The following is a 22828-nucleotide window of genomic DNA, read 5'->3' as shown; positions in this document are numbered from 1 at the left end:
GATTCAAAAATTAATAATCAGGCTGGTTTGGTGATCTTTTGTATTTGTCATTCCAGATAACAGTATTTTCTTCGACTATATCGGGGGCTACATAATCGAGATTGTCGGGATTTATGCCAAAATTCCAATCATCTAACTCGTTTAGATAGTCAAAGTATTCTGTATTTTCTTCCTCTCTCATATCGAGAATTAATCGATCGCCTACATACCATGATTCATATAAGTACATTTGCTTTGCTCCATTGTTTAAAAGTTACTAAGCAATTACTTTGTATGGGGTTGTTGCTTTGTTGCGGATCTTGGTTGCACCATAAGTTTCTGCGATGTCTTCGATCCCTTTGTTTGAAGATTTACGGTATCGGCTAGGGGTACTAGCAAAATACCAACATTTACGGGTGTTATGCCATTTACAATTAAGAGTTTTTAATTCTTCTTTGTAGGGCTTGGTTTCTCCATCAATCCACACCCATAATCCCACTAAATAAATATCAACGTTGCTCATTTGAAGGGTTAATAATTGATCAATGAGTTTCATTAACTTTGACTCGGTTTCGTAATCATATTTATAAGTATGGGTTTTTCCTTCGCTGTCGGTGGTTATCTCGCCGTCTAATCTTCTTAAAATTTCTTCATACTGGCGATTAATCTCTTGCATGGTTGCGGTATTACCACCTAGATCAGGGTGATGTTTTAAAGCAAGTTCTTTGTATAATTTCTTCGCTTGTGCGACTGTTTCACACTTATCGAAATACAAATGTATCATAATGTTTTTTTCAGGTTTAGTTGAATTTTTATATCTCTATTATAACAAAAATCTTTGAATAATGTTATAAAATCTTTGATTAATTAAAGAAAATTAGTTATAATATATGTATCAACTAAAATAAGGAAAAACAAATATGTATTATTATGAAAGGCTTTTAAAAGAAGGCTGTAATTTAGAAGATTCGTTGGTAAAACTTGAAACGGCGATCGAATTTATGATGATTGCAATTAATAATTTTAAAAAAACGCCTGATGAATTTTCCTCCATTTATTCGAGAATGATTGATTTACATAGCGGAATCGAGAATGAAATAGCAGAAAATAAGGCTCAAGAAAAGTTTGAAGCTCAAAATATTCGTTTGATTTCTTAATTTATAGGGGGCAACGCCCCCACCCACAACAGAAAAACTATGACACTTAATCAATTTTTAAAAAACAACCCTGATTTACAATTCGGCTATTATCCCGAACAAAATCAAAAAATTATTATTCGTTTCTGGGAATCGGATAAGACTGGTAGAGATAAGCAACTTTCTCGCCTTCTTCTTTCTCTAAAATTGCCCTATTGTATTATTCCTCGAAAAAAGGCTTTCTTTTATCTCATTCTTCCTCATTTTTATTCTTAGCTACGCAGTAGCAGAACTTATGCAGAGATTACAATTTTACCCTTTCTCTCCTTTTCTTTTCTTCTTCTCTTTCTTCCTGTCGGGCGGGTAATCACTAAGTGGGAGAAGTCTTGATTTAACACCTATAGCCGGACACATTAGAGCGTAGTGACACCCAAGACTTATAATAAGTCACACCCATAGACATATAACAGTAAACTTGTTTTTAGGCGGTATCCTCACCGAAGAACTATGACCTATAACAAAGAAGGAGTGACCGCCTTTTTAAGTGTGACATAATATCTTTAAAGTGGAACGTAGCGATTCTATAGTCGAGCGTAGCTGGACGGGTTATGATACTTATCGATCGATACTGTAAAGATAATAAAATAGTTTATAATTAAAATTAGTAAATAACGATAATAATGTAGAATAAAAAAGCCTAGTATTATGTCTAATCAATGGGGTAAAGGAAATAAAAGAAGTAGATATTTATCTAAAATATTTATAGTTTTAATACTCCTTTTCCCTCTAAATTTTCAACTGTGGGTAAATGCAGAAGAAGAAGAAATAGACGATGAAAACATGGAATCAGTGGAGGAAATCAAAATTAATGAAAATGTACTTAACTCTCCTGATGGATTAGATAAAATTATTGATGCAAAAATAAATGATGATATTTGGGAATCATTAAAAGGTGAGTTACCATGTGTAATAGCAGATAATAGCTGTATTAATCAATTACAGAATTTAGCAGTAAATAATAATTATTCAGTCAAAACTTTAGAAGAAAAAATAGCAGAAGTAAACGAAAGAATTGAATCCGCTAGAAGTAATAATCAACAATCAATTTTATGGAGTCAATTATCTCCATTTATTCAATATTATCTTAATAGCGATCGAGCAATTTCTAATGTCGATATTGCTAAAGGACAACCAACACCACCAGGACCGATCGAGAGATTATTAGGTGATTTATCATCTCCACTACGATTACTTAATAATATTTTGAGTCTGGTGGGAGTACCCTTTTTTACCAATTCTTTTGGTGGCAGTGCAGAAGTCCAACAAAGACAAATAGCTATCGGTGATTTACAAATAAAAGTAGCAGAATTGCAGAGAAATCAAACAGAATTAAAACAAGCAATAAGGGATAAAGTAGCCATAGAGTTATTAGCATTAGATGACATAAGCCGAGAATTTCAGGTTTCCCAAGAAATCGGAAAAAGAGATAAACAAAGATTAGAAATCCTTACTATTGCTTATCGTTTCGGTGAAGGTAATAGTGAATCCTACTTATCTCAACTAAGTTCTTTCGATCGTACTAAAGCGACTATTTATCGTAATTGGGCAAAACTTAGATCACAAATAGTTAAGTTAAATCAATTGGTCTTTGATCAAGAAGAAATCTAATAAAAATAGGATAAATATTAATAATAAAAATGATATAATATTATGAGTATTTAGTTTTCTAATTATGAAAGGATTTACTTTATTTGAAGTAGTAATTTCAATCGTTATTGTAGGAATTTTAGTATCGGTCGGGGTCGCTTCCTTAAATAGATCAGAAAGAGAATTAAAAGAAGATTTCAACACTTTAATCTCTCAAATTAGATTAGCTCAAGAATTAGGAAATAAACGATCACAGGGCTGTAGAGTAACAACAAATCCATTTACTGCTATACAACCAGACGGTGGAAACTGCTATATTGAATTTCCAGAAATTAGAGATCATGTGGTGGTAAATAATATTACTTTAGACTTTAATTTTGAAGGAATATTGCCCGAAGATAGCGAGATATTGATAGTAGAAAGTACAAAAAATAATACAAAATATTGTGCAATGTGGGGAACATTGGGAATTATGAGGACAGGAATAATAGAAAATGGAGAATGTATCAATACAGAAAATTTAAAATACGATAATAATAGCTATTAAGATAAATCGATAGATAATTGATAATTATTATCTTCAAAAAAAGTTTGTTCATTATAATAAACCCCGATATAATAATCTCCTTGTTCGATCGATAAATTGATATTATTACTATAATTATTATCATAATAACCAGTAATATAATCTAAATTAGTATCATAGATTTCGATAAAATAATCACCATCGGGAACATTGAATAATAAATCAAGATTTAGTTGTGTATAATTTGTATTAGTAATTTTATAAAAATCATCATCATCATTATTTAAGTTGGCATTAACAGTAAATTGCCCTCCGGTTAATAAATCAGTTAAATCATAAGGATTATCCCAATCGTTGGTCTCATAAATATCAGGTAATTGTTGGGGTGCTTCCCCTAAATTATTCCATGATAAATTGTAGTTTATGCCAACATCTCCTATGGTTGTTCCCCCCGGACTAATTAATATTTGATAAGTTCCTGTCGATAATTTAAAGATTTTTGAATCTGCCGTACTGCCTATATAGTTATTATTTTCATCAAGAATATTTAAAGCAATATGGTTATTAAATGAATTGATTTGTTGTAAATTTAATTCTAATAATCCACCTTCAAAATCGATCGTAAAATAATCTATATAGTATTCTGTGTAATAAACTCCATTATAATTTCTACTAACATTACCCCAACCATTTATATCTCTTAATTCCATTCCTTCATAATTAGTTAGGTCGAAAGCATATTCAGGGGATATATTGAAATAATTATCTCTCCAAATATCTTTGTGAAATAATACCTCATAATAATCATCGTGATAACTATTACTTTTATCTGTTACCTTAAAAATATACTCTTTTCCACCCTCTAACAGACTACTTAATTCGATTCGTTCAAACTCGCTGGAACTTTCATAATAATAAGATGTTTTATCCGTTTGCCATATCTGCTCATTCGTTACCGGATCTACGATCGAAAATATTGCGTCGCTTTCTCTTTGAATTGTACTAATAATATAATATCCTGTACTGTCAGGAGTTATTCTATAAGTATCGATTTCGTCCCATTCATTTACAGCGTCATATATCCATCCCCATGAATTAGTTAATTCGATCGATTGGGTAGACTCATTTACATCAAGGTTAGAATTATCCCAGTCTAGGGATAAACCCGTAGTAGGATTAGGACTATAATTATAATCTTCAAATAGTGCCATCGAATAATAGCCATCGGAGTTAGAGGTAATTTCCAAAGTTTTAGCAGTAGAATTAGAAGGTAAAATCCATTCATAATCACCCTCAATATTGTTGATTTGAGCAAAAATTGAACCATCATTATTTTTGAGGGTAAGGTTAAGGTTAGCAGTAGAATTAACTATTTGGAGACGATAACCTTCATTAAAATTAATCGTGTGAATATCAGATAAATCGCCCTGACCAATAAATTCTCGCCACCCTGACCATATCTGATCAACTTGAAAAGATTGATTATCGTTATCATCCATCCAGGTTGAATAAGGTAATGCACTAAGATTAAAGGAGAAATTAATAAATGATGTAGAAGCTGTTGAAAAAACTATCTCATAATTGCCAGAGGATAAATTTAGATTTTGCCAATCATCCGCAGTTAATCCTGTTTTTACGAGAATTTTACCCTGACTTCCACCACTACTTCCTGCCCCTGTTTGATTAATACGATAAATAGTATAGGTAACATTTGCACCAGTATAATTGAGGTCTAGGGCAACGGATTCAGTTAGAGTAAAAGTATAGGTATCTTTATCATTATTATTAACACTACCAAGAATATTATTGATAGGTTGATAAGCTAATAAATTACCTAAAGTTCTATCTTGGTCATTGGTAGCAGTAGGAGTACGAGGGGGGCGAATAGTCATTAATTTTCTCGTTGTAAATATTTACAGTTATCGGGGTTCAAATAAAACACCATTCTTACAAAAAGGAACGGTAGAGATTTCTGTGGTTACAGGGTCAAAACTAAGGATATTATTGTTATTTTGTTGTAAAGAAAAATTAAATTGATTAGGAATCCATGCAGTCGCTCTAGCTTTAAAATCTTTAATAGATAATTTGGCTAATCCACAAGCATCTGCTTTGATTTTGTTAATTTTATTAGTACCTGAGTAATTTGTACCATCCCATTCCCCAAACCATTGCACTGTAACCCGTTGATTCGGTCGAATTAATTGAGGATGATAAATTTTTACCTTATCCTCATGCACTGTCATACTCATATTCCCCGTACCATCTATCGATTCCCATATGTTCCCTATGACAATAAAATTTTCCCCTGACTTGGAACACTTAAGCATCGGATAATCCGAAGAATTATTGTAATTTGTCCACCAATACCAATAATCTATTTCTTTAAGGTAAACATCATTGTAGTTTCCTCTGGCAAAAATAGGGTAACGATCGGTACGATTAAGGCTAATAATTCCGCAGTCATCAGCTGTTACTTTTCTTTCTGCGACAAATTTTGGTTGCACAGCTTCATAGTTTGATGAAGGGTTTAATCCTTTAAAATAAACCACATCATCTTTTACTCCAATTACTTCAGGAAAAGCCATTACAATATTAGGAAACAAAAAATTAATCGCTAAAATTAACAAATTTAATCCCTTATCTCGAAGGTTTCCCACTGCTTCCTCCTGTTTGTGATGGTGGATTATTTACTGTTGAGGTATCTGCTTCTATTACAGTTTGTCCATTAACAGAAACACAAAATAAGTTAAGAGCTAAAAATAATAGGGTAAAACTTAGCTTATTGATCATTTCTGATACCTTCTAAAAATTACTGCTAGTAGGGAAACCGACAGGGAAAAATCCTGTTCCTCGGCGGCAGACCGGACCACCAGCTTCTGGAATACTTGCAAATGCTGGTAATGTTCCGATAGTTACTCCTGTCTCTCTATTTTTTATTACGATCGTACCTGCTGAATTATTGTAGGTATCAGTGTTCGATAATTTGGCAATACCGCAAGTATTAGCTTTGATAGAACGAGTTACAGGGATATTGTTAAATCCTACTTGATAATCAGTATAGGGAGATAAACCAGTAATATAAACTGCATTACCATCTTTTTGAACAATACCGCTAACTGTACCACCAAGAACTCCATTAGAACAAGTTAAAGCACTGGAAACAGGAACTGAACCTAGTGCGTAGCTATTACTGTTAAAGGTAATAGAGTCTGAGGATAAATTAATGGGGGTGGAAGTACTACTTGTTAACTTGATGAATCCACATTCATTAGATGTTTTCTTCTGTACTTTAGGAATACCGTTATAGACGGCTTGAATAGATTGATAACTAGGTAAACCGCTTAAATAAATATCGCCATTATCCTCTTTTACTGCGATTTCATTGGCAAAAACTGCGGGGGTAAAAGCAAGGAGAGAAAGGAGAGCTAAAATACCTTGTTTTTTCATGATGTTAGAATAAAATATCACATTATTTTCTTATATATAATAATAAATAATCTTCATTTTTTACAATCTTTTTATTTAATTATCTTAATAATATCTTTGATTTATAATATTACTCAAAACTATAATAAACAAGACTTCTATGCAATCAATACTAAAGAAAATATAGAAAAAAGTAAAGAAAATATAAGCAATTTTAAAGAATTAAATAAAGATAATAAAAATATAATCAATATCAAAGAAAATATAAGCAATATCAAAGAAATTTATTAAATAAGACAAGGGAGTGTATATGATGGCAATACAATGAGAGTAATAGATAGTAATGGTGAAGAACTAAAAGTAAGATTTGCCTGTATAGATGCTTTAGAACGAGATCAATTGTTAGGAATTGAATCAAGAGATTATCTGCGTGCAGCTTCCCTGTGCCTTTGGCATCGTTATTACCAGAAAATAATAATGAGGTAAAGTTAGATATTATTACTACAGATAAATATAGTAGAAAAGTATCAGTAGTTTATTTACCGAATGGTGAAATTGTGCAGGAAAAACAGGTAAAGGAAGGATGGGCGTTTCCTTATTACCCGTATTCTCAAGATTGTCCGGTGTGGGATAAAATAATGTCTGCCGAATCGATCGCTATTGATAGGGGTGTAAATATTTACAGTAAAGGAATAGAAAAACCTTGGGAATATAGAAAGAGAAAAAATTAATCTGATTCAATTTCCTGAGATTCTTCAATTTCTTCGTCCATTGATTCCTCTGTTATTTTTTCAGTTATTTCCTCTTTCTCAGTTATTTCCTCAACAGCTTTCTCTTTATCCTCTGTTAGATTAATTTCCTGTGCCTGAGTTGTTAACGGTAGAAAGAGTAATAGTAACCCTAATAGAATTATCGACTTGTTTTTCATATTTAATTTTTCTAATTGTTCCTGAATAAGGGGAAGTAACTACGGCTATTTGTTTCAGTTTATCCTCTATATTACCTATACTATCCGTTAATTGTGTTACCTTAAATTCTTTATCTCTTACCTGTTGTTGGTATTCTTGCATTTGTCGATTGTATGCTATCTGGGCTTGATTCGCTTCTTCTATTCTTCTTGTTACCGTTATACTGTGATTATATTCTAATAAGGCTCGATCGTTTTTAGCTTTCTGTAATTTAGCTTGGGATAATTCTAATTTTGCTCTGGCGGTCGAAACTTTATCTTGTAGTGATTGCAATTCTAATTTACGATTTTCTTTTAGTTGATTAAGTTCGGCTTGTACTAGATCATATTCTGCTTGTTGTTGGGTTAACTCTGATTCTTTCTGTTTAATTTTTTGTTGCTCATGGGTCAAGACTTCGGGTGGTAAATTCTTCAAATTACCGATTATTCCTGTTTTTTCTATTTGGTTGCTTAATTCTCTCTTACCTTGTTCTACCTTACTTTGATTTCTTTGAATTTTTCCCTTTACTGCTATCAACGGATCATTCTCTAATGCGATCGACAGGGTTCTTTGAGCTTGTTGATATTCCAATTCTGCTGATTGTACTGTCGTTTCTTCTTCAACAAAATTCGCTGATGGTAAATTCTGTTGCGGTGGTACTGGTTGCGGTTCAATCGGTTGTAAAATAATGGAATTTTTTATATTTGCTAAGGCTAATTTAGTATTTTTTAATTGTAGTTCTAATTGTTTACGTTGTTGTGTTTTATCACTTATTACTTCTCCTTTTTTGATAACTTGTCCTTCTCTTACTTTTATATCTAAAGGGTCACTGACTGAAATATCTATTTTTAATCGTTTTGGTTGATTTTCGTCCTCTTCCACAATAATTGATGGTGAATTATCCTGAGCAATTGCTATTACTGTAGATGATGTTATTAAAATACTAGAAAGTATAATTATTTTCTGAAAAACAGAAGATATAAAAGGGTTAAATTTCATTTTCATTTTCTATTTCTTTTATAACTAATTGACCTTTACTATAAGTACCATTTAGGAAAGAAATTAATTGATTCATCGGTACATCATCAATATTTATTAACTGTTTTTCTGTATCTATTATAATACCTTTTGGCATTAAATTAATGTTTTTTATATCTTCTAAATCATCAATAAATAAATAACCAGAAATAATAGAGTAAGGCTTATTAATATCATTTAGAATAGATATAGTATAATCATTATTTAAAGATATTTTAGTCTCATTATAAACAGCCATTTTATCTTTTTGAGTAGATAAATTAATATAATAATTATAACTAAAATAACCAATAGTAACGATAATAATTGAAACAATCCATGATAATATATTAATATATCTTTTAGTTACTTTATTAGGTTTTAATGCCTTAATCTTAATTAATAATTCAGGATATAATAGTTTAGGATTATCAAGATATTTAATGATTAATTTTTTTTCCGCAATGAGGATACCACAGGCTTTTAATTGAGCACTACGATCTATTTTATATCGTTGAATAACACGATTACTGATTTTTTTACCAGTTTTTTCATACACATAATTAGCTAAATCAATATAAGTAATTAATCCGTGTTGTTCTTCTGCATACCAAAGTAATTCGTAAACTTCTTTTACTCTTTCTATTTGTTCTTGGTTTTTATCTTTTCTTTTGATTTCTGGTGCTGGAATATTAGCCGTAGTAGTATTCATAATAGTTCTAATCCATAAAATTCATCATCATCATCTAAATCAAGATATTTAATTTGACAAGTATCATATATTCTGCTGTATTACTATCTAATAAATAAACATTAACCCATTGATTAGGGCATAATTTATAAATTTCTTTAACAGATATTAGATGGAGTATTTTCATCGTTTATTCTTTGATAATAAGGAATAATCGGAGATTCGATCGCATCTTTACCCATTCTAATTAATGCGTGTAAGGGTTGAAGGTTAGAAACTTTAGCCTCGGCAAACCTAAATTTATTGCTAACTTTCTTTACCTCAGTTTGATCAACTGGTAACACAATCTTGGTGGCACTATTACCGATAACATCAGCAGATAAATGTCTTTCCGACTGACTGGCAACGATTAAACCAAGTCCAAATTTTCTACCATCTGCCATAATTCTTGATAAAGCAGAATAATCTTTCTTTGGCATTTCTTTCGCTTCATCAATAATAATAAATGTTCTTAATCCTTCAGCTTCACCCATTAACTTATGATTTACTAATAACTGATTAGCAAATGATTCACCAGCTATAGCTCCAATATATGATGGTAATTTAGAGAGGTCAATTCTGAGTAGTCCACCACCAGAGAGTAACGGTAATTGAGGACGGCTAAAGATTCCATACTGAAAAGTTGCCTCTAATTTTAATTCTAATTTTTGGGCATCTTTATCGCCACTTTCTGCTAACTTCCGAATCAATTCCTCTAAATCTAGGAAATTGGGCGGTTCTTTACTCCATGTTGTTAAATCATTTTGATAAATACCATGTAATTGATACAGTTCTTTCAGCAATAATAATAATTTACCTTCCTGTACTGAACCTAACTGTAATGTCTGTTTAATGGTTGTGGTAACTATCAATGATTGTATATTACTTCCCCCACCTTCAGGATCTGGGTTAATGATTAACGGATTTATTCCATACTTACTACTCATGTGTAATGGTACATAAGTTTCTCCTTCTATTTCTTGGTCTCCGTGAAAATCAATGATGTAAATATTTACAGTAGGATAATATTGATGGGTGGAGTGGGCGATCGCCTTTAAGGTTTGAGTTTTGCCACTGCCACTACTGCCGATAGTTACAATATGTTGATTAGGTAAACTTTCGGGATTCCAGTAGCAATTATGACCCAACTTGATACCAGAAGATATTAAAGAATTAACAGAAATTAAATCATTATTTGTTCTTAATTTAATTGGCGGTGATTGCATTGAAAGATAATAATTTTTTCCTTAATTGTTTTTGTGCTGAGGAAAGAGTAAAAACACCTTTATAGTTATTATAGAAAAAGATAGGTTTATAATCTTAAACAATGAAAAAAGTAATCATTTTATTGATGATCATAAATTTAATCCCTTTAAGAGTATTATCACAGGAATTAGATGAGATAGTAGAAAATGCCGTTATCAACAGTCCAGAAGTGCAATTATTGGAAAAAAAAATAGAAGCGATCGAAAATAAGATAAAAGAGTATCCTCCATTGAATTATTCATCTAATCCATTAATCAATAAATTACAGTCGATATTGTTTTATTTTTCTCCTGTTTACAAATTACAGCAAAAACAAAATGAATTAAGGGAAGAATTATCAGCTGTTAAATTTGGTATTCAAGAAAATACTATCAATTCTCATTGATTTTTTCTTCGCCAATTCCAAGGATACTCAGGATTATTCGTACTCCAAACTCCTAATCTTTCTTTCTTAGCGCTTAATCCAGCTTGTTCCACTTTAGACCAATTAGGACAATCTTGTTTATAAAGAGGATAAGGAAATGCTTGTCCAGCTCTTGCCTGAATCTCTTGTACTAATTTACCATTAGGTAAAAATAGTTCCGCAACACTTCGACCATATTTATCTTCGTCAGTAATATGAACCATTACTTGATTATTATTTTTAGCTAAAAGAGAACGAAGAAAATCTCGATCTTCAATACCACCATCTTGTTTTATTTCTCTAGTATCAATACACGCAAAACGAATTTTTAACTCTTGATTATTACTAATGACTCGGAGTGTATCACCGTCATATATACTACCTTGCTTTACTTTGTATAAAGGATATTTAATAGTTGTCAGATTATTAGATACTATCGTATTCTTTACTTCTGATTGACCACAAGAAAAGAGAATTAGGGAACTTATAATTAACAGGATTTTAAAGATTTTCATGTTTGAGAGTAATTAATTCTCTCAATTATTATATATCAATGAAAAATTCAATAAGTATGTACAACTAACCAAAGATAATTATTCGATGTTTTAAATAGTTAATTTTTTTTAGTCATACCCCTTTTTTACTATCAATATTATTTATAATTTTCCATAGATATTAATATTAACTTATAGTAAATTATTCCAGTTCTCTAACAATTATTGTACCAGTTACAAAAGCATCATCAAGATACTGTTTAACTTCCTTTACTTGTGCTGATTGTAAGAATAAATTACCACCAATATTTAAAACTATTGGATTAAAAATATCTGCTCTATTCGGTATTATTAAATCTTCCCAATCTTCTGTAAATAAGTTACCAGTAATAAAAGCACTATCACTAAATTCTTCCAAATATTCTGTAATGTAATCATCATCTATAGTAATCTCTGTACTTCTAATATTAATAGGTTTTTGGTTAATAATTTTCATTGATGATACATTTATATTAACATTTGCTGATGTACCAATTCTATAAAAAACATTATCTTTTTTTCCTAAAAAATCAGTAGAAGTAAGTAACTCTATAACCTCAAAATCATCATTAATTTTTTCCTTAGTAATTGTGTGATAACCTTTAATATTAATCGTTATTAAACTATCAGAAATATCTTTTCTAATTTGTTCGATTGCACCTGATGGTAACCTAAGAAAATTATTAAAAGCATTGGTAATTGACCCAAAATTATTAAGATAAAAAGAAATTATAAGGATAATAACAAAAAGGGAAATTAACCAATATTCTGCAGGTGAATTAGTAGATAATCTGAGACGGGGATTACCGGGGATAATTAATCTTGCTTGAGAAGGATAAAAGGCACAAACACCAGATTTAGTGAAAACATCTCCAAACCATCCCACGAAATAGGATAAGCATATAGTTTTCCATAAAATTGGATTAATCAAAATTAATGGAGATGACAATAAAATAATTAATCCTGTAATAAGGAAGCTGTGAGTAATCGATCGATGAGGATACCTTTTCTCTATCCATTTCGCCAGAAACTTAAAGGGATAAACTCTTCCCAAAGTACTGGTAGAAGTATCACAATCAGGCAATAAGGCAACAATGGATGCAATGGAGAGGTAAATAGGATTAGTAGAAATAAGGAAAGAGGTAGCAATTACACCAGTTAATGAGTGAGATATAGCTTTCATTATTAAAGTAAATCAACAATACTGAATTAATGTTACTATTAATTAATTATATTTAGCTATTAATATTCTGGTTTTTTATATTTATTAATTTGTGACCTATATGTTGAATGTAAATATTTACAGTATCAGTAATGGTAAATTAAAGCTAACAGGAGAAGAAAAGCTATCTTTAATGTCACTTTAAACATAGAGTAACCCATGACTATTTTATATGAAGATGAATATATTATTTGTGACGATGATGCTTTAACTATTCTTTATTACTATTTTCCGTTTGGAGATAAGCGTATCCCTTACAAAAAGATAAGTCGGGTCAGCACACAACAAATGACATGGTGGAGCGGTAAAACCAGAATATGGGGTGGTTCGTTTGAGTATTGGTTAAACTTGGATATTAAACGTCCATGGAAAGATAAATTAATCATTATTGATGAGGGAGAATTAACAAAACCTGTTATCACTCCTGATGACCCCGAACAGGTTTACCAGATTCTTGTTAATAAAACATCTAGTTAAAATTCATAACCTCTTTCTACCCAATATTTCCAATCATCAATAGCAGTTTGAGTAACCTCATCGACATCAATTGGTTCAATATCCTCTAGTTGTACAGAAAATTGGTCATCATCATATTCTACTTCTACAAACATATTATCTAAACAATCATCTTCTGGTGATAAGTCAACCACTGTAACATCTCTATCTTTTCCGTTTAACCACTTAGCAGAGAAAGGAAAATTGAGATTATCTTGTAGATAGTAATACCATCCCATCCTCCTTTCTTCGTCATCATAAGCATCAACTACAATCTGAAAGTCAATACGTTCTTCTCTCGTTGAATCTTCTGGAATACGACTCATATTAGTTCAATAATTTTAGTTAGCTAACAGTTAATGACTGTCCATTATTTTTTGTGGACAATTTCAGTAAGAATGGTAGAGCTTGTTTTACCCACTCATTAATCGGAGTATAAAAAGATGCTTCTTCTCCAAAACAAATATTTAACATATCAGTATGAATGATACCAGGGTTAACAGCAACTGTTGCCATGCCAGACGGTAATTCCTGAGCTAATGCTTTAGTTAATCCTTCTATTGCCCATTTAGAAGCACAATAAGGAGCTACTTCAGGAGAAGTCGATCTCCCCCAACCAGAACTAAGGTTAACAATAATTCCTTGTTTTTGTTTTATCATTAAGGGTACAACATGACGAATAACATTAGCAGTACCTTTGATATTGACATCGATGAGATAGGAGAAATCTTCAGCACTAATCTTCCATAACGGGGCTGGATTGTTTATTAGCGCCGCATTATTAATAACCAAATTAGGAACATTAACAAAAGATTCAACCCATGTTTTTACTTGTTCATCATCGGATACATCGAGAACACTAAAATAATGTTGAGGATATTTTTGCTGTAAATACTCGATCGAATCTTGAGAACGAGAACAACCGATGATAGTATGACCTAAACTGATAAACTTCTCTGTTAAAGCACGTCCTAAACCTTTGCTGACTCCTGTTATAACTATAGTTTTATACATAATGTTTGTTTATGCAATAATTTATTTAGCTTTCCAAGTACCACCATATCGATAAAATTTGTTATCTCTAGCTAATAATTCCCAACAATTTGGACAAACCATTACCCATTTTTTACTATCATCATATTGAATACGATAACGAATTAATACTAAATTATTACAATAATAACAATGTTTAGATTTTATTGATTTTCCCATAAGATATTATGGTAATTAATTACAAAATAGATAATGTTTTTTTAATTAATTGTGAACTTTTATCATCTAATTTTTCTAAATGTAAATTAATTATTTGTAGGGCTAAATAAGAGGGCATAGTTTTATGATTTTCCCAACGATTAAGGGAAACAAAAGAAATTCCCAAAAGACTAGCAAATTTTTCTTGAGATAGTTTTAATTCTAGTCTCAAGGCTTTAATTACATCTCCTATTACTGGTTGTTTTAATTGCGTTATATCCATAATTATTTATTATTATCCCATTTTATTAACGATTCTTTCCTCAAGATCGTTTTTTGTTCTGGGTTTAAATCCCAAATGCTATTTTTCCCAAATCTTTTAGCATCATATAATCCATTTTCCCAATCACCATACATAGGATTAGGTAACACAATATAAGCTGGTTTAAATCCCTCAGAATTCACAGTAAATAAACCGTATTGTAATTGAGTTCGATCGACAAATTCCTTTCTGACTTGGTTACTATTTTTATCAATTTCTGAGAAATCATTAAGGTTATCGCCCATGAAGATAACTATATTACGTTTAACTCCATCAGCTTCTTTATTGGTGACGGCTTCCATGCGCCATTGTTTCGCCGTATTACCATCATTAGTAAATTCTCCTTTCAGTAACAGGGTTTCTTCTGTCACCCCTTGAAAACCTAATTTCTCCATATTCCTCATGGTAGCTAATTCAAGGTCATTGTTAGCAGAATCTTTAGTAGTACTTTCATTACGGTTAGAAACGAAAAATACTTTACCACCATTAGTATTAACATAATTGATAAATTCTACTGCTCCTGGTACTGCCAATGTTTCTTCTGCTAATATCCATTGATTCCATGATTTACTGCTGAATCCCTCATTAGTATCAATTAAACTAGCTTGGTAAGGACTGTTATCAAGGATTGTCTCGTCTAAATCAACTATTACTGTAGGATTCTCTATTCGCTCTTTTTTAGCAGAATCAAAAGCCATTTTAGCTATGTTAAAGGCTTGATACGCTAATGCCCTGTATTCCCCTGATTGTTGTACCCAATTAAGTCCTAATAATGCTTGATCATTTAATTGCTCTTGGCTAACATTTGATTGTTCATTGAAAGCGATCGAAGGTAAACGATGGACGATCGTGCCAGAGAGAAAAGAAAGGGCTAGTAAAGGATAAAATATTTTTTTCATAATAGGTTAATTAATTGATTAATTGTTCTGAATTGAAAGCAGTTTCGTGAGTATTATTTAAGAATTTAATAATCTCAGGTTGTATATTTTTATTGGCAAATCTTTCTAAAATAATATCATCAGCTTCCTTTCTAAAATATAAACGAAATTCACTACCAATACGATATTCATAATGACCATCAGCTCCTCCAGCTAAATGTTTAATACGGTAAGCTAAAGGATTTTCTGCAATTCTTAGTAAATAACTTTGTAAAACAAAGAAATAAAGACGGCTTTTCTTAAATATAGTTTTGACATCTGACCAAAAAGATTTAGTAACCTTAAACTTGGTTAAAAACGGGATAATACCCTCAACACTACCATCAGAATCATTAAGAGTTTGAGTAGCTTTTTCATAAGCATTCGCTATCGCATACTCTTGACCACCCGCCAACTTTAAATCATCTAATAGTTGGTCATAAGTTGATTTTAAAATCTCATATTGTTCCTGAGCTTTTGTACTATCGGATTTTAATACTTCGATCGACTCAAAAATACCAAGATTTTCTAAGACGGCATAAGCTGACTCCCAATCTTCTTTTTCCTCTACTTGAATCTTTCTTCTCTCTAATGCCGATGCGATTGCTGTGTTAAATTGTGCTTCGGAGACTGGTTTTATTAAATGTCCAATAGCACCAATAGAAGCATACTCTCTGGCTAATGATGTTGTGCCATGTCCAGTAATTACTAATACCCTATACTGAAGATAATCTTTGCCTACTTCATCAAGTAAATCTAAACCTAGTTCTTCTCCTAAACTATGGTCTAAAAGGATTAAATCAAATGGTTCTTGTTCTTGGCTATTATTGATCGCTTCTACAGCTTCATCAATACCATCAGCTTCCTGAAAAGTATGATTTTCTTGTATTAGTCGAGTTCGCCACTCTGATCTAATATGAGCTTCATCATCAACTATTAGTATATGTGCCATTTATGCCTCCTGTTTTATTAATGGAAAAATGAAACTAACCCTCGCACCTTGGTTAAGATTTTGCTTTTTTACTTTACCGTTATGTAGTGATAAGTAGGCGGAAACAATAATGCTACCATTCCCGCTCAAATTACCTGCTGTTTGATTCAGTCTTTCTGGCGTTTCATAGAGGCGAGTAATAATATCTTCGGGAATGCCTGAACCATTATCTTCTATCTGCACGATCGCTAAATTATTTTCTTGTTTACATTCCACTTTAATTTTTCCGCTGAAGTTAACTTTTTCTTTTTTTAATTGACGTCTATACTTTTTCATTGCCGAACTAGAATTATAAAGGGCATTTTTAATAATGCTTCTTAGATGCCAAGGATTACAGTCAATCCATAAATCAGTATCAGGATAAATAAATTCTATTTGCCAATCTTGGATGCTAGGGGGTAAATTTTTTTGAAAATATTTTATTTGTTCTTGTATAAGAGTTGCTTCACTTTGGATTCTGCTAATTCCTCTTAATTCTTCTACTACCCATTTCAAGGTTTTGATAGTATTATTTAGGTTTTTTAATAAGTCTATTAATTCATCAGAAATATTAAATTGTTCTCTATTATTTTCTATTTCTTTAATATATTTAGGAATTGAATCAGCATTAAATAATAATGGTGCTTTATAAATATCATGAATAATATTATTAGCATCAGAATTAATCCGAAGTAAAATATTTTTTAATAAACTATCAAGTTCTTGTAACTTATTAGCAATAACTGAAGAAAAATCCTGTTCAATAATCTGTTCAAAAGCATTATTAAAATTTCTATATCTTAATAACTCATTTTCTGTCTCTAATAATTTGCTCTTGTATTTTTCTTCTTTAAGAAAATTATTAATTTCTATTCTGTCTAAAATAAAATAGACTAAAATACCAATTAATGTAATAACTGTAAAAGTTAGAGTATATAAAAGTTTAACATCTTGAAAAGAAAAAGGTTTTTTTATCCATGCTAATTGAGTCGTCCAAAAACTAGGAAATTGACGGCGAACATAATAAACTCTGCCTATTATTTCTCCTTGATTATTTTGTCCAGTTAATTCGGTTTCTTTAGAAGAAATTCGTCGATAAAATTGTTCTGTTAATAATGGTGGTGGATTTCTTAAAAAATCAAAATGCCTATTATTCAAATCCTGTAAATGATATTGTTGATACCATGATTTTGTACTAAATAAAACTGTTTGTTCTGGACAATCTAATTTATCTGTTTTACAATCAGTAATAACCATGCCAAATAATCCATAATTACTGTTAATAATTTTATCTATTTCTTGTTGATTATTATTAATTAATAATAAAGATAATTTGGCCGGTAAAATATGAGATAAGATATTAAAATCTACTGTTTGAATAGCAAAAATACTAATATAATATCTCTTATAATTAGAATAATTTAATAAAAGAGTAGATACGATTACAGTAATAGTTATTAATGATATTCTCTTAATTTTGTTAATTGTTAATTCCATAACTATTCAGATACTTTAACTTGTTCACTTTGATTTATTTTCAGACTATTACCACTAATTTGATTACTCTTAACTATGACTGACTTCCCTTGTATATCAGTCAATTTATCACTACCAAAAAGTTCTGTAGTCATCTTGACAGGAATTAATATATTATGGATTTGTCCGTCACCAGATACTTTGAGAATAAAGTTATCCCCTTCGATGGACACGCCATTAATTTTGCCTTGAATAGTTTGAATATTTCCAGTACAAGCAAGGGTGACAGGATTTTGAGTGAAGTCACTACAAACTAATATTTCTTGTACTCTAGTAATTATTTTTCTGAACTCAGTATAATCAGCTTCTGGTTTTTCACCATAGTTAGCTTTTTCCTGCACTTCAGGAGATGCACTCAGCATTAGTTTTTGGATATTATCACGATCTTTTTGGGAGAGACTAGGAGAAGCATAAACAGCCGAACCAGGGATGTCCCGACTAACATGAATAATCCTAAAATCAGAATCATCTTTCTTAATGGAATCACCGATCGCCGCCACTCCAACATCAGCTTTTCCTTCTTTAACCAATTCGATAATAGTTTGACTACGATTCCCTGTATCAGCAGTAATAGTTTTACCATAGAGGTCATAAACAGGTAAGTAGAAGCTAGAAGCAGAGTTAAATCCGCCTAAAGCAACTCTAGTATTGGAATTGATATTATTAAGTGATTGAATTGGACTATTAGCCCTAACGAAAAATCCACTTTGATAATGGGTAGAACCGGGGAACATTCCTGCTAAATGGGTATAGCCTTGGTCTTTAGCAAAAATAGATAGGATAGGAGAAGTCGCAAAAGCTATATCCCACTCTTTGGTTTCAATTCTTTTCTCGGCTTCAGTGTAAGGAATACTTATGTCTCCATTGGCTAACACTTTTACTTTATCCCCTTTGAGGAAATCAAAATAATTAGCTGGTACAGAATTATCCTCAACATGTTCAATTAAACCTTGTAAGTTTTCTGGTTTCCAGAGAGTACCGAGCGTCAATTCTATTTGAACTAATTTAGTTTTGGTAAGGTAAGGTAATGATTTGATGAATAAGCCAAGAAGGAGAACAGAAGCAACTCCTCCTCCAATTAACCATAATTTGGGTATTGTTTGCCACCAAGAGTGAACTGGTGTTGGTGGAGTTACGGTAGGTGGTTCAGGCTTTGGTTTATCTACTGGTGGAGTTTCTATTATAGGAGTCGGGGGATTAATGATTGTGGGAGTTTTATCATCTTGTTTTTCCCAAATGTCGATCGCATCTAATACTTCTTGGGCAGAACTGTAACGGTTTTCTGGACTAAATGCTGTCATCTTCAACAGAATTTGTTTAAGTCCATCACTAATAAAGGTAATTTCTTCTAAGTATTGTTTTGAGGATAATCCTTCTGGTATTTTTCTTCCTGTTATTGCCTCGATCGCAATTACTCCTACTGCATAAATATCACAACTATAGCTGATAGTTCCCATATATTGTTCAGGAGACATATAACTTTTTGTCCCGATAACTGTCGCTTGTTTATTCTTTTCTTCTAATAAAACTTGTTTAACAGCTCCAAAATCAATTACGCCTATTTTATTATCAACTACACGACGGATAAGATTTTCTGGTTTAATGTCTCTATGGATGATTTCGTTCTGGTGGATAAAAACTAAAGGAGTCAATATATCCTTGAGTAATTGAATAACCTCTTTTTCTTCCCAGGGAGTATCTAATTCATCTCTTAATGTATTTCCTTCTATGTATTCTTGGACTAGGAATAGATTATTATTTTCTTCAAAAAAAGCATAGAGTCGAGGTATTTCAAGATGATTACCTAGTTTTTGTAAGGTTTCAGCTTCTTGATTAAATAAGGTAAGAGCTTTACTGAATGTACCATCACTGGATTGTTGAGGGGTAAATTGTTTGACGACACATATTGGTTGATTGGGTTGATCCAAATCATGAGCTATATAAGTTGTACCGAAACTACCAGAGCTTAATTCAGTAGCAATTAAGTAATGATGACGTAATATTTGTCCTTCTGTTAATTTGTTCGATTCTTCTGATTCTATATTTTCCCCTGTACCTAAAATTGTCTGTGAGTCAATTTCCCCAGCTTTTTTTATATTTGATCGTATAACCTCTGGTTTTAAAATAGTTTCCTGAGAAATACGGGTTAATTCCTTGTCTAAATTATTAGACTCGATACGGTTATTAATTTCTTCTTTTTCGTGAGCTAAATTTTCTTGTTCTTTCTCCAGTTCCAGTTTACGTTGTTTAATTTCAACTTCAACCTGTTTAGTCTTCATTTCTTCATTTTGTCTATCTAATTCTTCTATTTTTTCCTGTAATTGTTTCATTAAATCATTTGGATCTGGTGGAACTATATAAGTGGGTTCTTGAAAAGGTTTTTTTGGGTCCAAACAATATACTTTATGAAACCAAATCGCTATTTTATGAATCTTTTTAATACACCTTAAAGCCGTACTAGAATTAGCTTTATTACTATTATTGTTCTCAATCGTAGTAGAATTTTTAGGAGATATATGAACCTCGGAATTAGCTAATTTTCTAACATCATTAAATAAATAATAAATACGATCATAAATAGCTTTTTCCTTATGAAGTGTATTAATAATATAAATTAATTTTTCTTTTTTTATCTCTTCATAAATACCGATTTTAGCTGATACATATTTAGCACAAACTTCGATAAATTGACGAGATTTTATTAGGGATGTATTGGGGTCGTCAGACTGATAATATTTTTCTGCTAAAGTAGCTAATTCCGCTAAGTCTATCACAGTAAGAAAACTAAAATTAGGACTAATTTCTAACATTACCGACTCCTCTAAATGTATTGATAACAGATTATCACAAACTTTATAAAGAGTGATATAAAATTATTTAAAGTAAGCTTTCATAAGCAATACCATCTTTATCTCGATCTTAAAACAATCATCATGGAAGGTATCGAGAACTCTCGGGACTTCTTCCTGAGTTTTAAAGTCTTTGCAGTCACAGTCAGTTTTTACACAGGTGGGTAATGGTTCTGTTTCTGGTTTTTTGCTTTCTTCGGCAGACACAGGAAGAATAAATAAACTCAGTAGTAATAGGATAGTAATAAATAGTTTAATTATGGGCATCAATCAGTAGAGATAGAATATTTTACCATCAATGATTTTACTGTAAATATTTACAATGCTAAACTAGAATCATTCTTATCATCATCAACCACTATGAAAATAGATAAGTGTGTGTGCGCAGTGTGCCGTTGGCATCGCTGTCAGTTTTATAGTAATAGTCCTCATCTAGTGTGTGTAGTCCATCCTTCTGGAGTGGAGGATGATTGTCTTGATTATCGGTTAGACCCTAGCTATATCTATGAGGAACAATGGTGTCCAGAAGGTTATGTTTACTATGATGATGAGTTGATTAAATTACCAGATAAACCAAGCATAGAGAGACAGTTATGGTTATTGGATAATCACCCTGTTTTTACTGGTGTGTGTGGAAACTGTGGTTATCATTACCCCTCACATTCTACATCATGGGATTGTCCTCAGTGCGGTACAGTTTATGAATAAATGGCACAATTTCTACAAACTATTGTTGGGTTACTTCCTGATTATCTCTAGCTTACTGATTGTCGATCGTTATCTCGTCACTGACTCCCCTAACTTCCCTAACTTGACAGAAATCTGCATTATCGACAATGAAATTACTACTATGTCTGAATGCTACGATATTATGATTAATGGATTGTAACAAAAAGTAACTATTTAGAGCTTAATAGTAACAGACTGAAGCTAATTAGCATATGCTGAACTAAATTAAGATTTATGTATTTATGAGCAAACGAGTTTATCTCACCCTCACTGATAAAGTCCATGAAATCCTCCAACAACAGGCTAAGTCTCAGGGGCGATCGACTGCTAATCTTGCCGCCTATTTGGTAGAAAAAGGCATTGAGTCATTACAGAAAACATGATTTATTCGATCCTCCACATCAAAATAAAGTATAGAAAGAATTTTGTAGGCTACTGCATAAATAAGAGATTTCCCACTGATAACTAGATAGAAGGATTTATAAAGAATGTAATTAATTATATGAATATACAAGACTCTAATTCTAATAGTACTCAGGATAATTTACTAATAGTAAATGAACTCAAGAAAGTTAATCAAAAACTCACAGAAATTCAGAAAGATAATTCCACTAACAATATCAACGAATTACAAAAACAAATAAGCAGAACACAAAATAGTTTAATTATTGTTATTGGTTTATTTATTTTAGGAATTGCATTTAATATATTTTACGCCAATAAACAATATAGTTTATTACAAATATTAAACTCTAATAATTCTCAACAATTAAGTGAATTAAGTGAATTAAATAAATTAAACAGTCAAATCAATAGCCCAGAAAAATACGAATATCAAGTAGTATCTCCTTCTGATTATGTCTTCGATGAAGAAATGAATAAATATGGTCAATTAGGATGGAAAGCAACCGATTGTCGTAGAGCCACCAGTTCTTTTAGTTCTTCTGCTAGTTATGAGTGCATTATGATTCGTAAAAAATAAGGGGT

The 22828-nt window shown here is 31.4% G+C and carries 30 protein-coding genes; 11 read left to right on the top strand and 19 right to left on the bottom strand.

Annotated features, from left to right (window positions below; genetic code table 11):
• Positions 1-10: 10 nt before the first annotated feature.
• Both GM3709_RS03395 and GM3709_RS03390 read right to left on the bottom strand, forming a co-directional pair.
• Positions 11-229 (bottom strand): hypothetical protein, encoded by a 219-nt coding sequence (locus GM3709_RS03395; protein ID WP_066116303.1) that lies wholly within the window; start codon positions 227-229, stop codon positions 11-13.
• Positions 230-256: 27 nt separating this feature from the next.
• Positions 257-763 carry a J domain-containing protein gene (locus tag GM3709_RS03390; RefSeq protein WP_066116301.1) on the bottom strand — a complete coding sequence of 169 codons (507 nt, stop codon included), beginning with the start codon at positions 761-763 and terminating at the stop codon, positions 257-259.
• A gap of 136 nt (positions 764-899) precedes the next feature.
• Between GM3709_RS03390 and GM3709_RS03385 the strand changes: the two genes are divergently transcribed.
• The 4 genes from GM3709_RS03385 (at position 900) to GM3709_RS03370 (ending at position 3309) form a co-directional block, all read left to right on the top strand.
• Positions 900-1136, top strand: a complete 237-nt coding sequence (locus tag GM3709_RS03385; protein ID WP_066116299.1) for a hypothetical protein — start codon at positions 900-902, stop codon at positions 1134-1136.
• A 39-nt stretch (positions 1137-1175) separates the two neighbouring features.
• On the top strand, positions 1176-1391 hold the full coding sequence (locus GM3709_RS03380) for a hypothetical protein (protein ID WP_066116297.1): 216 nt from the start codon (positions 1176-1178) through the stop codon (positions 1389-1391).
• Between the two features lie 429 nt (positions 1392-1820).
• A complete protein-coding gene (locus GM3709_RS03375; protein WP_066116295.1) occupies positions 1821-2783 on the top strand; it encodes a hypothetical protein in 963 nt (320 codons plus the stop codon).
• Positions 2784-2847: 64 nt separating this feature from the next.
• A complete protein-coding gene (locus GM3709_RS03370) occupies positions 2848-3309 on the top strand; it encodes a prepilin-type N-terminal cleavage/methylation domain-containing protein (RefSeq protein WP_066116294.1) in 462 nt (153 codons plus the stop codon).
• Here GM3709_RS03370 and GM3709_RS03365 read toward each other — a convergent pair.
• From GM3709_RS03365 to GM3709_RS03355, 4 genes are read right to left on the bottom strand one after another with little or no spacing between them, the layout of a single operon-like run.
• Complete coding sequence (locus GM3709_RS03365) at positions 3306-5180, bottom strand: hypothetical protein (RefSeq protein WP_066116292.1); 1875 nt, start codon at positions 5178-5180, stop codon at positions 3306-3308. The genes GM3709_RS03370 and GM3709_RS03365 overlap by 4 nt on opposite strands.
• A 27-nt stretch (positions 5181-5207) precedes the next feature.
• Complete coding sequence (locus GM3709_RS03360; protein ID WP_066116290.1) at positions 5208-5945, bottom strand: hypothetical protein; 738 nt, start codon at positions 5943-5945, stop codon at positions 5208-5210.
• Entirely contained in the window at positions 5926-6078 is a 153-nt protein-coding gene (locus GM3709_RS20385) for a hypothetical protein (RefSeq protein WP_158506698.1), read from the bottom strand. The genes GM3709_RS03360 and GM3709_RS20385 overlap by 20 nt, the downstream gene beginning before the upstream one ends.
• Positions 6079-6090: 12 nt before the next feature.
• On the bottom strand, positions 6091-6756 hold the full coding sequence (locus GM3709_RS03355) for a hypothetical protein (protein ID WP_158506697.1): 666 nt from the start codon (positions 6754-6756) through the stop codon (positions 6091-6093).
• 401 nt (positions 6757-7157) lie between these two features.
• Here GM3709_RS03355 and GM3709_RS03345 point away from each other — a divergent pair, with 401 nt between their 5' ends.
• Entirely contained in the window at positions 7158-7445 is a 288-nt protein-coding gene (locus GM3709_RS03345) for a thermonuclease family protein (RefSeq protein ID WP_066116284.1), read from the top strand.
• 120 nt (positions 7446-7565) lie between these two features.
• On the opposite strand, the gene GM3709_RS03340 is transcribed toward GM3709_RS03345, so the two are convergent.
• The 3 genes from GM3709_RS03340 to GM3709_RS03330 all read right to left on the bottom strand — a co-directional run bounded on the left by GM3709_RS03340 (position 7566) and on the right by GM3709_RS03330 (position 10634).
• Positions 7566-8660 (bottom strand): hypothetical protein, encoded by a 1095-nt coding sequence (locus tag GM3709_RS03340; RefSeq protein WP_144439398.1) that lies wholly within the window; start codon positions 8658-8660, stop codon positions 7566-7568.
• Positions 8650-9390, bottom strand: a complete 741-nt coding sequence (locus tag GM3709_RS03335; RefSeq protein ID WP_066116280.1) for a hypothetical protein — start codon at positions 9388-9390, stop codon at positions 8650-8652. Before GM3709_RS03335 ends, GM3709_RS03340 begins: the two co-directional genes overlap by 11 nt.
• A gap of 137 nt (positions 9391-9527) precedes the next feature.
• Positions 9528-10634, bottom strand: a complete 1107-nt coding sequence (locus GM3709_RS03330) for an ATP-binding protein (protein WP_066116278.1) — start codon at positions 10632-10634, stop codon at positions 9528-9530.
• Positions 10635-10735: 101 nt separating this feature from the next.
• On the opposite strand from GM3709_RS03330, the gene GM3709_RS03325 reads away from it, so the two are divergent.
• On the top strand, positions 10736-11059 hold the full coding sequence (locus GM3709_RS03325) for a hypothetical protein (RefSeq protein ID WP_066116276.1): 324 nt from the start codon (positions 10736-10738) through the stop codon (positions 11057-11059).
• On the opposite strand, the gene GM3709_RS03320 is transcribed toward GM3709_RS03325, so the two are convergent.
• Together GM3709_RS03320 and GM3709_RS03315 are read right to left on the bottom strand one after the other, a co-directional pair.
• A complete protein-coding gene (locus GM3709_RS03320; RefSeq protein WP_066116274.1) occupies positions 11053-11592 on the bottom strand; it encodes a thermonuclease family protein in 540 nt (179 codons plus the stop codon). The two genes, GM3709_RS03325 and GM3709_RS03320, sit on opposite strands and share 7 nt — an antisense overlap.
• Positions 11593-11773: 181 nt before the next feature.
• The gene (locus tag GM3709_RS03315; RefSeq protein WP_066116272.1) at positions 11774-12793 is read right to left on the bottom strand and encodes a metal-dependent hydrolase; all 1020 of its coding nucleotides are present in this window, start codon (positions 12791-12793) and stop codon (positions 11774-11776) included.
• Positions 12794-12991: 198 nt separating this feature from the next.
• Between GM3709_RS03315 and GM3709_RS03310 the strand changes: the two genes are divergently transcribed.
• Positions 12992-13309 (top strand): hypothetical protein, encoded by a 318-nt coding sequence (locus GM3709_RS03310; protein WP_066116270.1) that lies wholly within the window; start codon positions 12992-12994, stop codon positions 13307-13309.
• Here the strand turns inward: GM3709_RS03310 and GM3709_RS03305 are convergent.
• From GM3709_RS03305 to GM3709_RS03275, 8 genes are read right to left on the bottom strand one after another with little or no spacing between them, the layout of a single operon-like run.
• Complete coding sequence (locus tag GM3709_RS03305) at positions 13306-13653, bottom strand: calcium-binding protein (RefSeq protein WP_066116268.1); 348 nt, start codon at positions 13651-13653, stop codon at positions 13306-13308. The two genes, GM3709_RS03310 and GM3709_RS03305, sit on opposite strands and share 4 nt — an antisense overlap.
• A gap of 19 nt (positions 13654-13672) precedes the next feature.
• A complete protein-coding gene (locus tag GM3709_RS03300; protein WP_066116266.1) occupies positions 13673-14341 on the bottom strand; it encodes an SDR family oxidoreductase in 669 nt (222 codons plus the stop codon).
• 21 nt (positions 14342-14362) lie between these two features.
• Complete coding sequence (locus GM3709_RS20650; RefSeq protein WP_173645697.1) at positions 14363-14539, bottom strand: hypothetical protein; 177 nt, start codon at positions 14537-14539, stop codon at positions 14363-14365.
• 19 nt (positions 14540-14558) lie between these two features.
• Entirely contained in the window at positions 14559-14801 is a 243-nt protein-coding gene (locus GM3709_RS03295) for a DNA-binding transcriptional regulator (protein WP_066116264.1), read from the bottom strand.
• A gap of 2 nt (positions 14802-14803) precedes the next feature.
• The gene (locus GM3709_RS03290; protein WP_066116262.1) at positions 14804-15739 is read right to left on the bottom strand and encodes a 5'-nucleotidase, lipoprotein e(P4) family; all 936 of its coding nucleotides are present in this window, start codon (positions 15737-15739) and stop codon (positions 14804-14806) included.
• A gap of 10 nt (positions 15740-15749) precedes the next feature.
• Positions 15750-16709, bottom strand: a complete 960-nt coding sequence (locus GM3709_RS03285; RefSeq protein ID WP_066116260.1) for a response regulator — start codon at positions 16707-16709, stop codon at positions 15750-15752.
• Positions 16710-18224: a sensor histidine kinase KdpD gene (locus tag GM3709_RS03280; protein WP_066116258.1), complete on the bottom strand. Its 1515-nt coding sequence runs from the start codon at positions 18222-18224 to the stop codon at positions 16710-16712.
• A gap of 2 nt (positions 18225-18226) precedes the next feature.
• A complete protein-coding gene (locus GM3709_RS03275) occupies positions 18227-21073 on the bottom strand; it encodes a protein kinase domain-containing protein (protein ID WP_066116256.1) in 2847 nt (948 codons plus the stop codon).
• A 399-nt stretch (positions 21074-21472) separates the two neighbouring features.
• On the opposite strand from GM3709_RS03275, the gene GM3709_RS03265 reads away from it, so the two are divergent.
• From GM3709_RS03265 to GM3709_RS03260, 4 genes are all read left to right on the top strand, one after another.
• Complete coding sequence (locus tag GM3709_RS03265) at positions 21473-21820, top strand: hypothetical protein (RefSeq protein ID WP_066116252.1); 348 nt, start codon at positions 21473-21475, stop codon at positions 21818-21820.
• Complete coding sequence (locus GM3709_RS20035) at positions 21813-22001, top strand: hypothetical protein (protein WP_144439397.1); 189 nt, start codon at positions 21813-21815, stop codon at positions 21999-22001. Before GM3709_RS03265 ends, GM3709_RS20035 begins: the two co-directional genes overlap by 8 nt.
• An 82-nt stretch (positions 22002-22083) precedes the next feature.
• The gene (locus tag GM3709_RS18905) at positions 22084-22224 is read left to right on the top strand and encodes a ribbon-helix-helix domain-containing protein (protein WP_071828006.1); all 141 of its coding nucleotides are present in this window, start codon (positions 22084-22086) and stop codon (positions 22222-22224) included.
• Between the two features lie 119 nt (positions 22225-22343).
• Positions 22344-22823 (top strand): hypothetical protein, encoded by a 480-nt coding sequence (locus GM3709_RS03260; RefSeq protein WP_066116250.1) that lies wholly within the window; start codon positions 22344-22346, stop codon positions 22821-22823.
• Positions 22824-22828: the final 5 nt, after the last annotated feature.

It is taken from the genome of Geminocystis sp. NIES-3709 (assembly GCF_001548115.1).
Classification (GTDB): Bacteria; Cyanobacteriota; Cyanobacteriia; order Cyanobacteriales; family Cyanobacteriaceae; genus Geminocystis.
The sequence above is the reverse complement of the archived record's forward strand: the minus strand, read 5'-3'. Positions and strand labels throughout refer to the sequence as shown.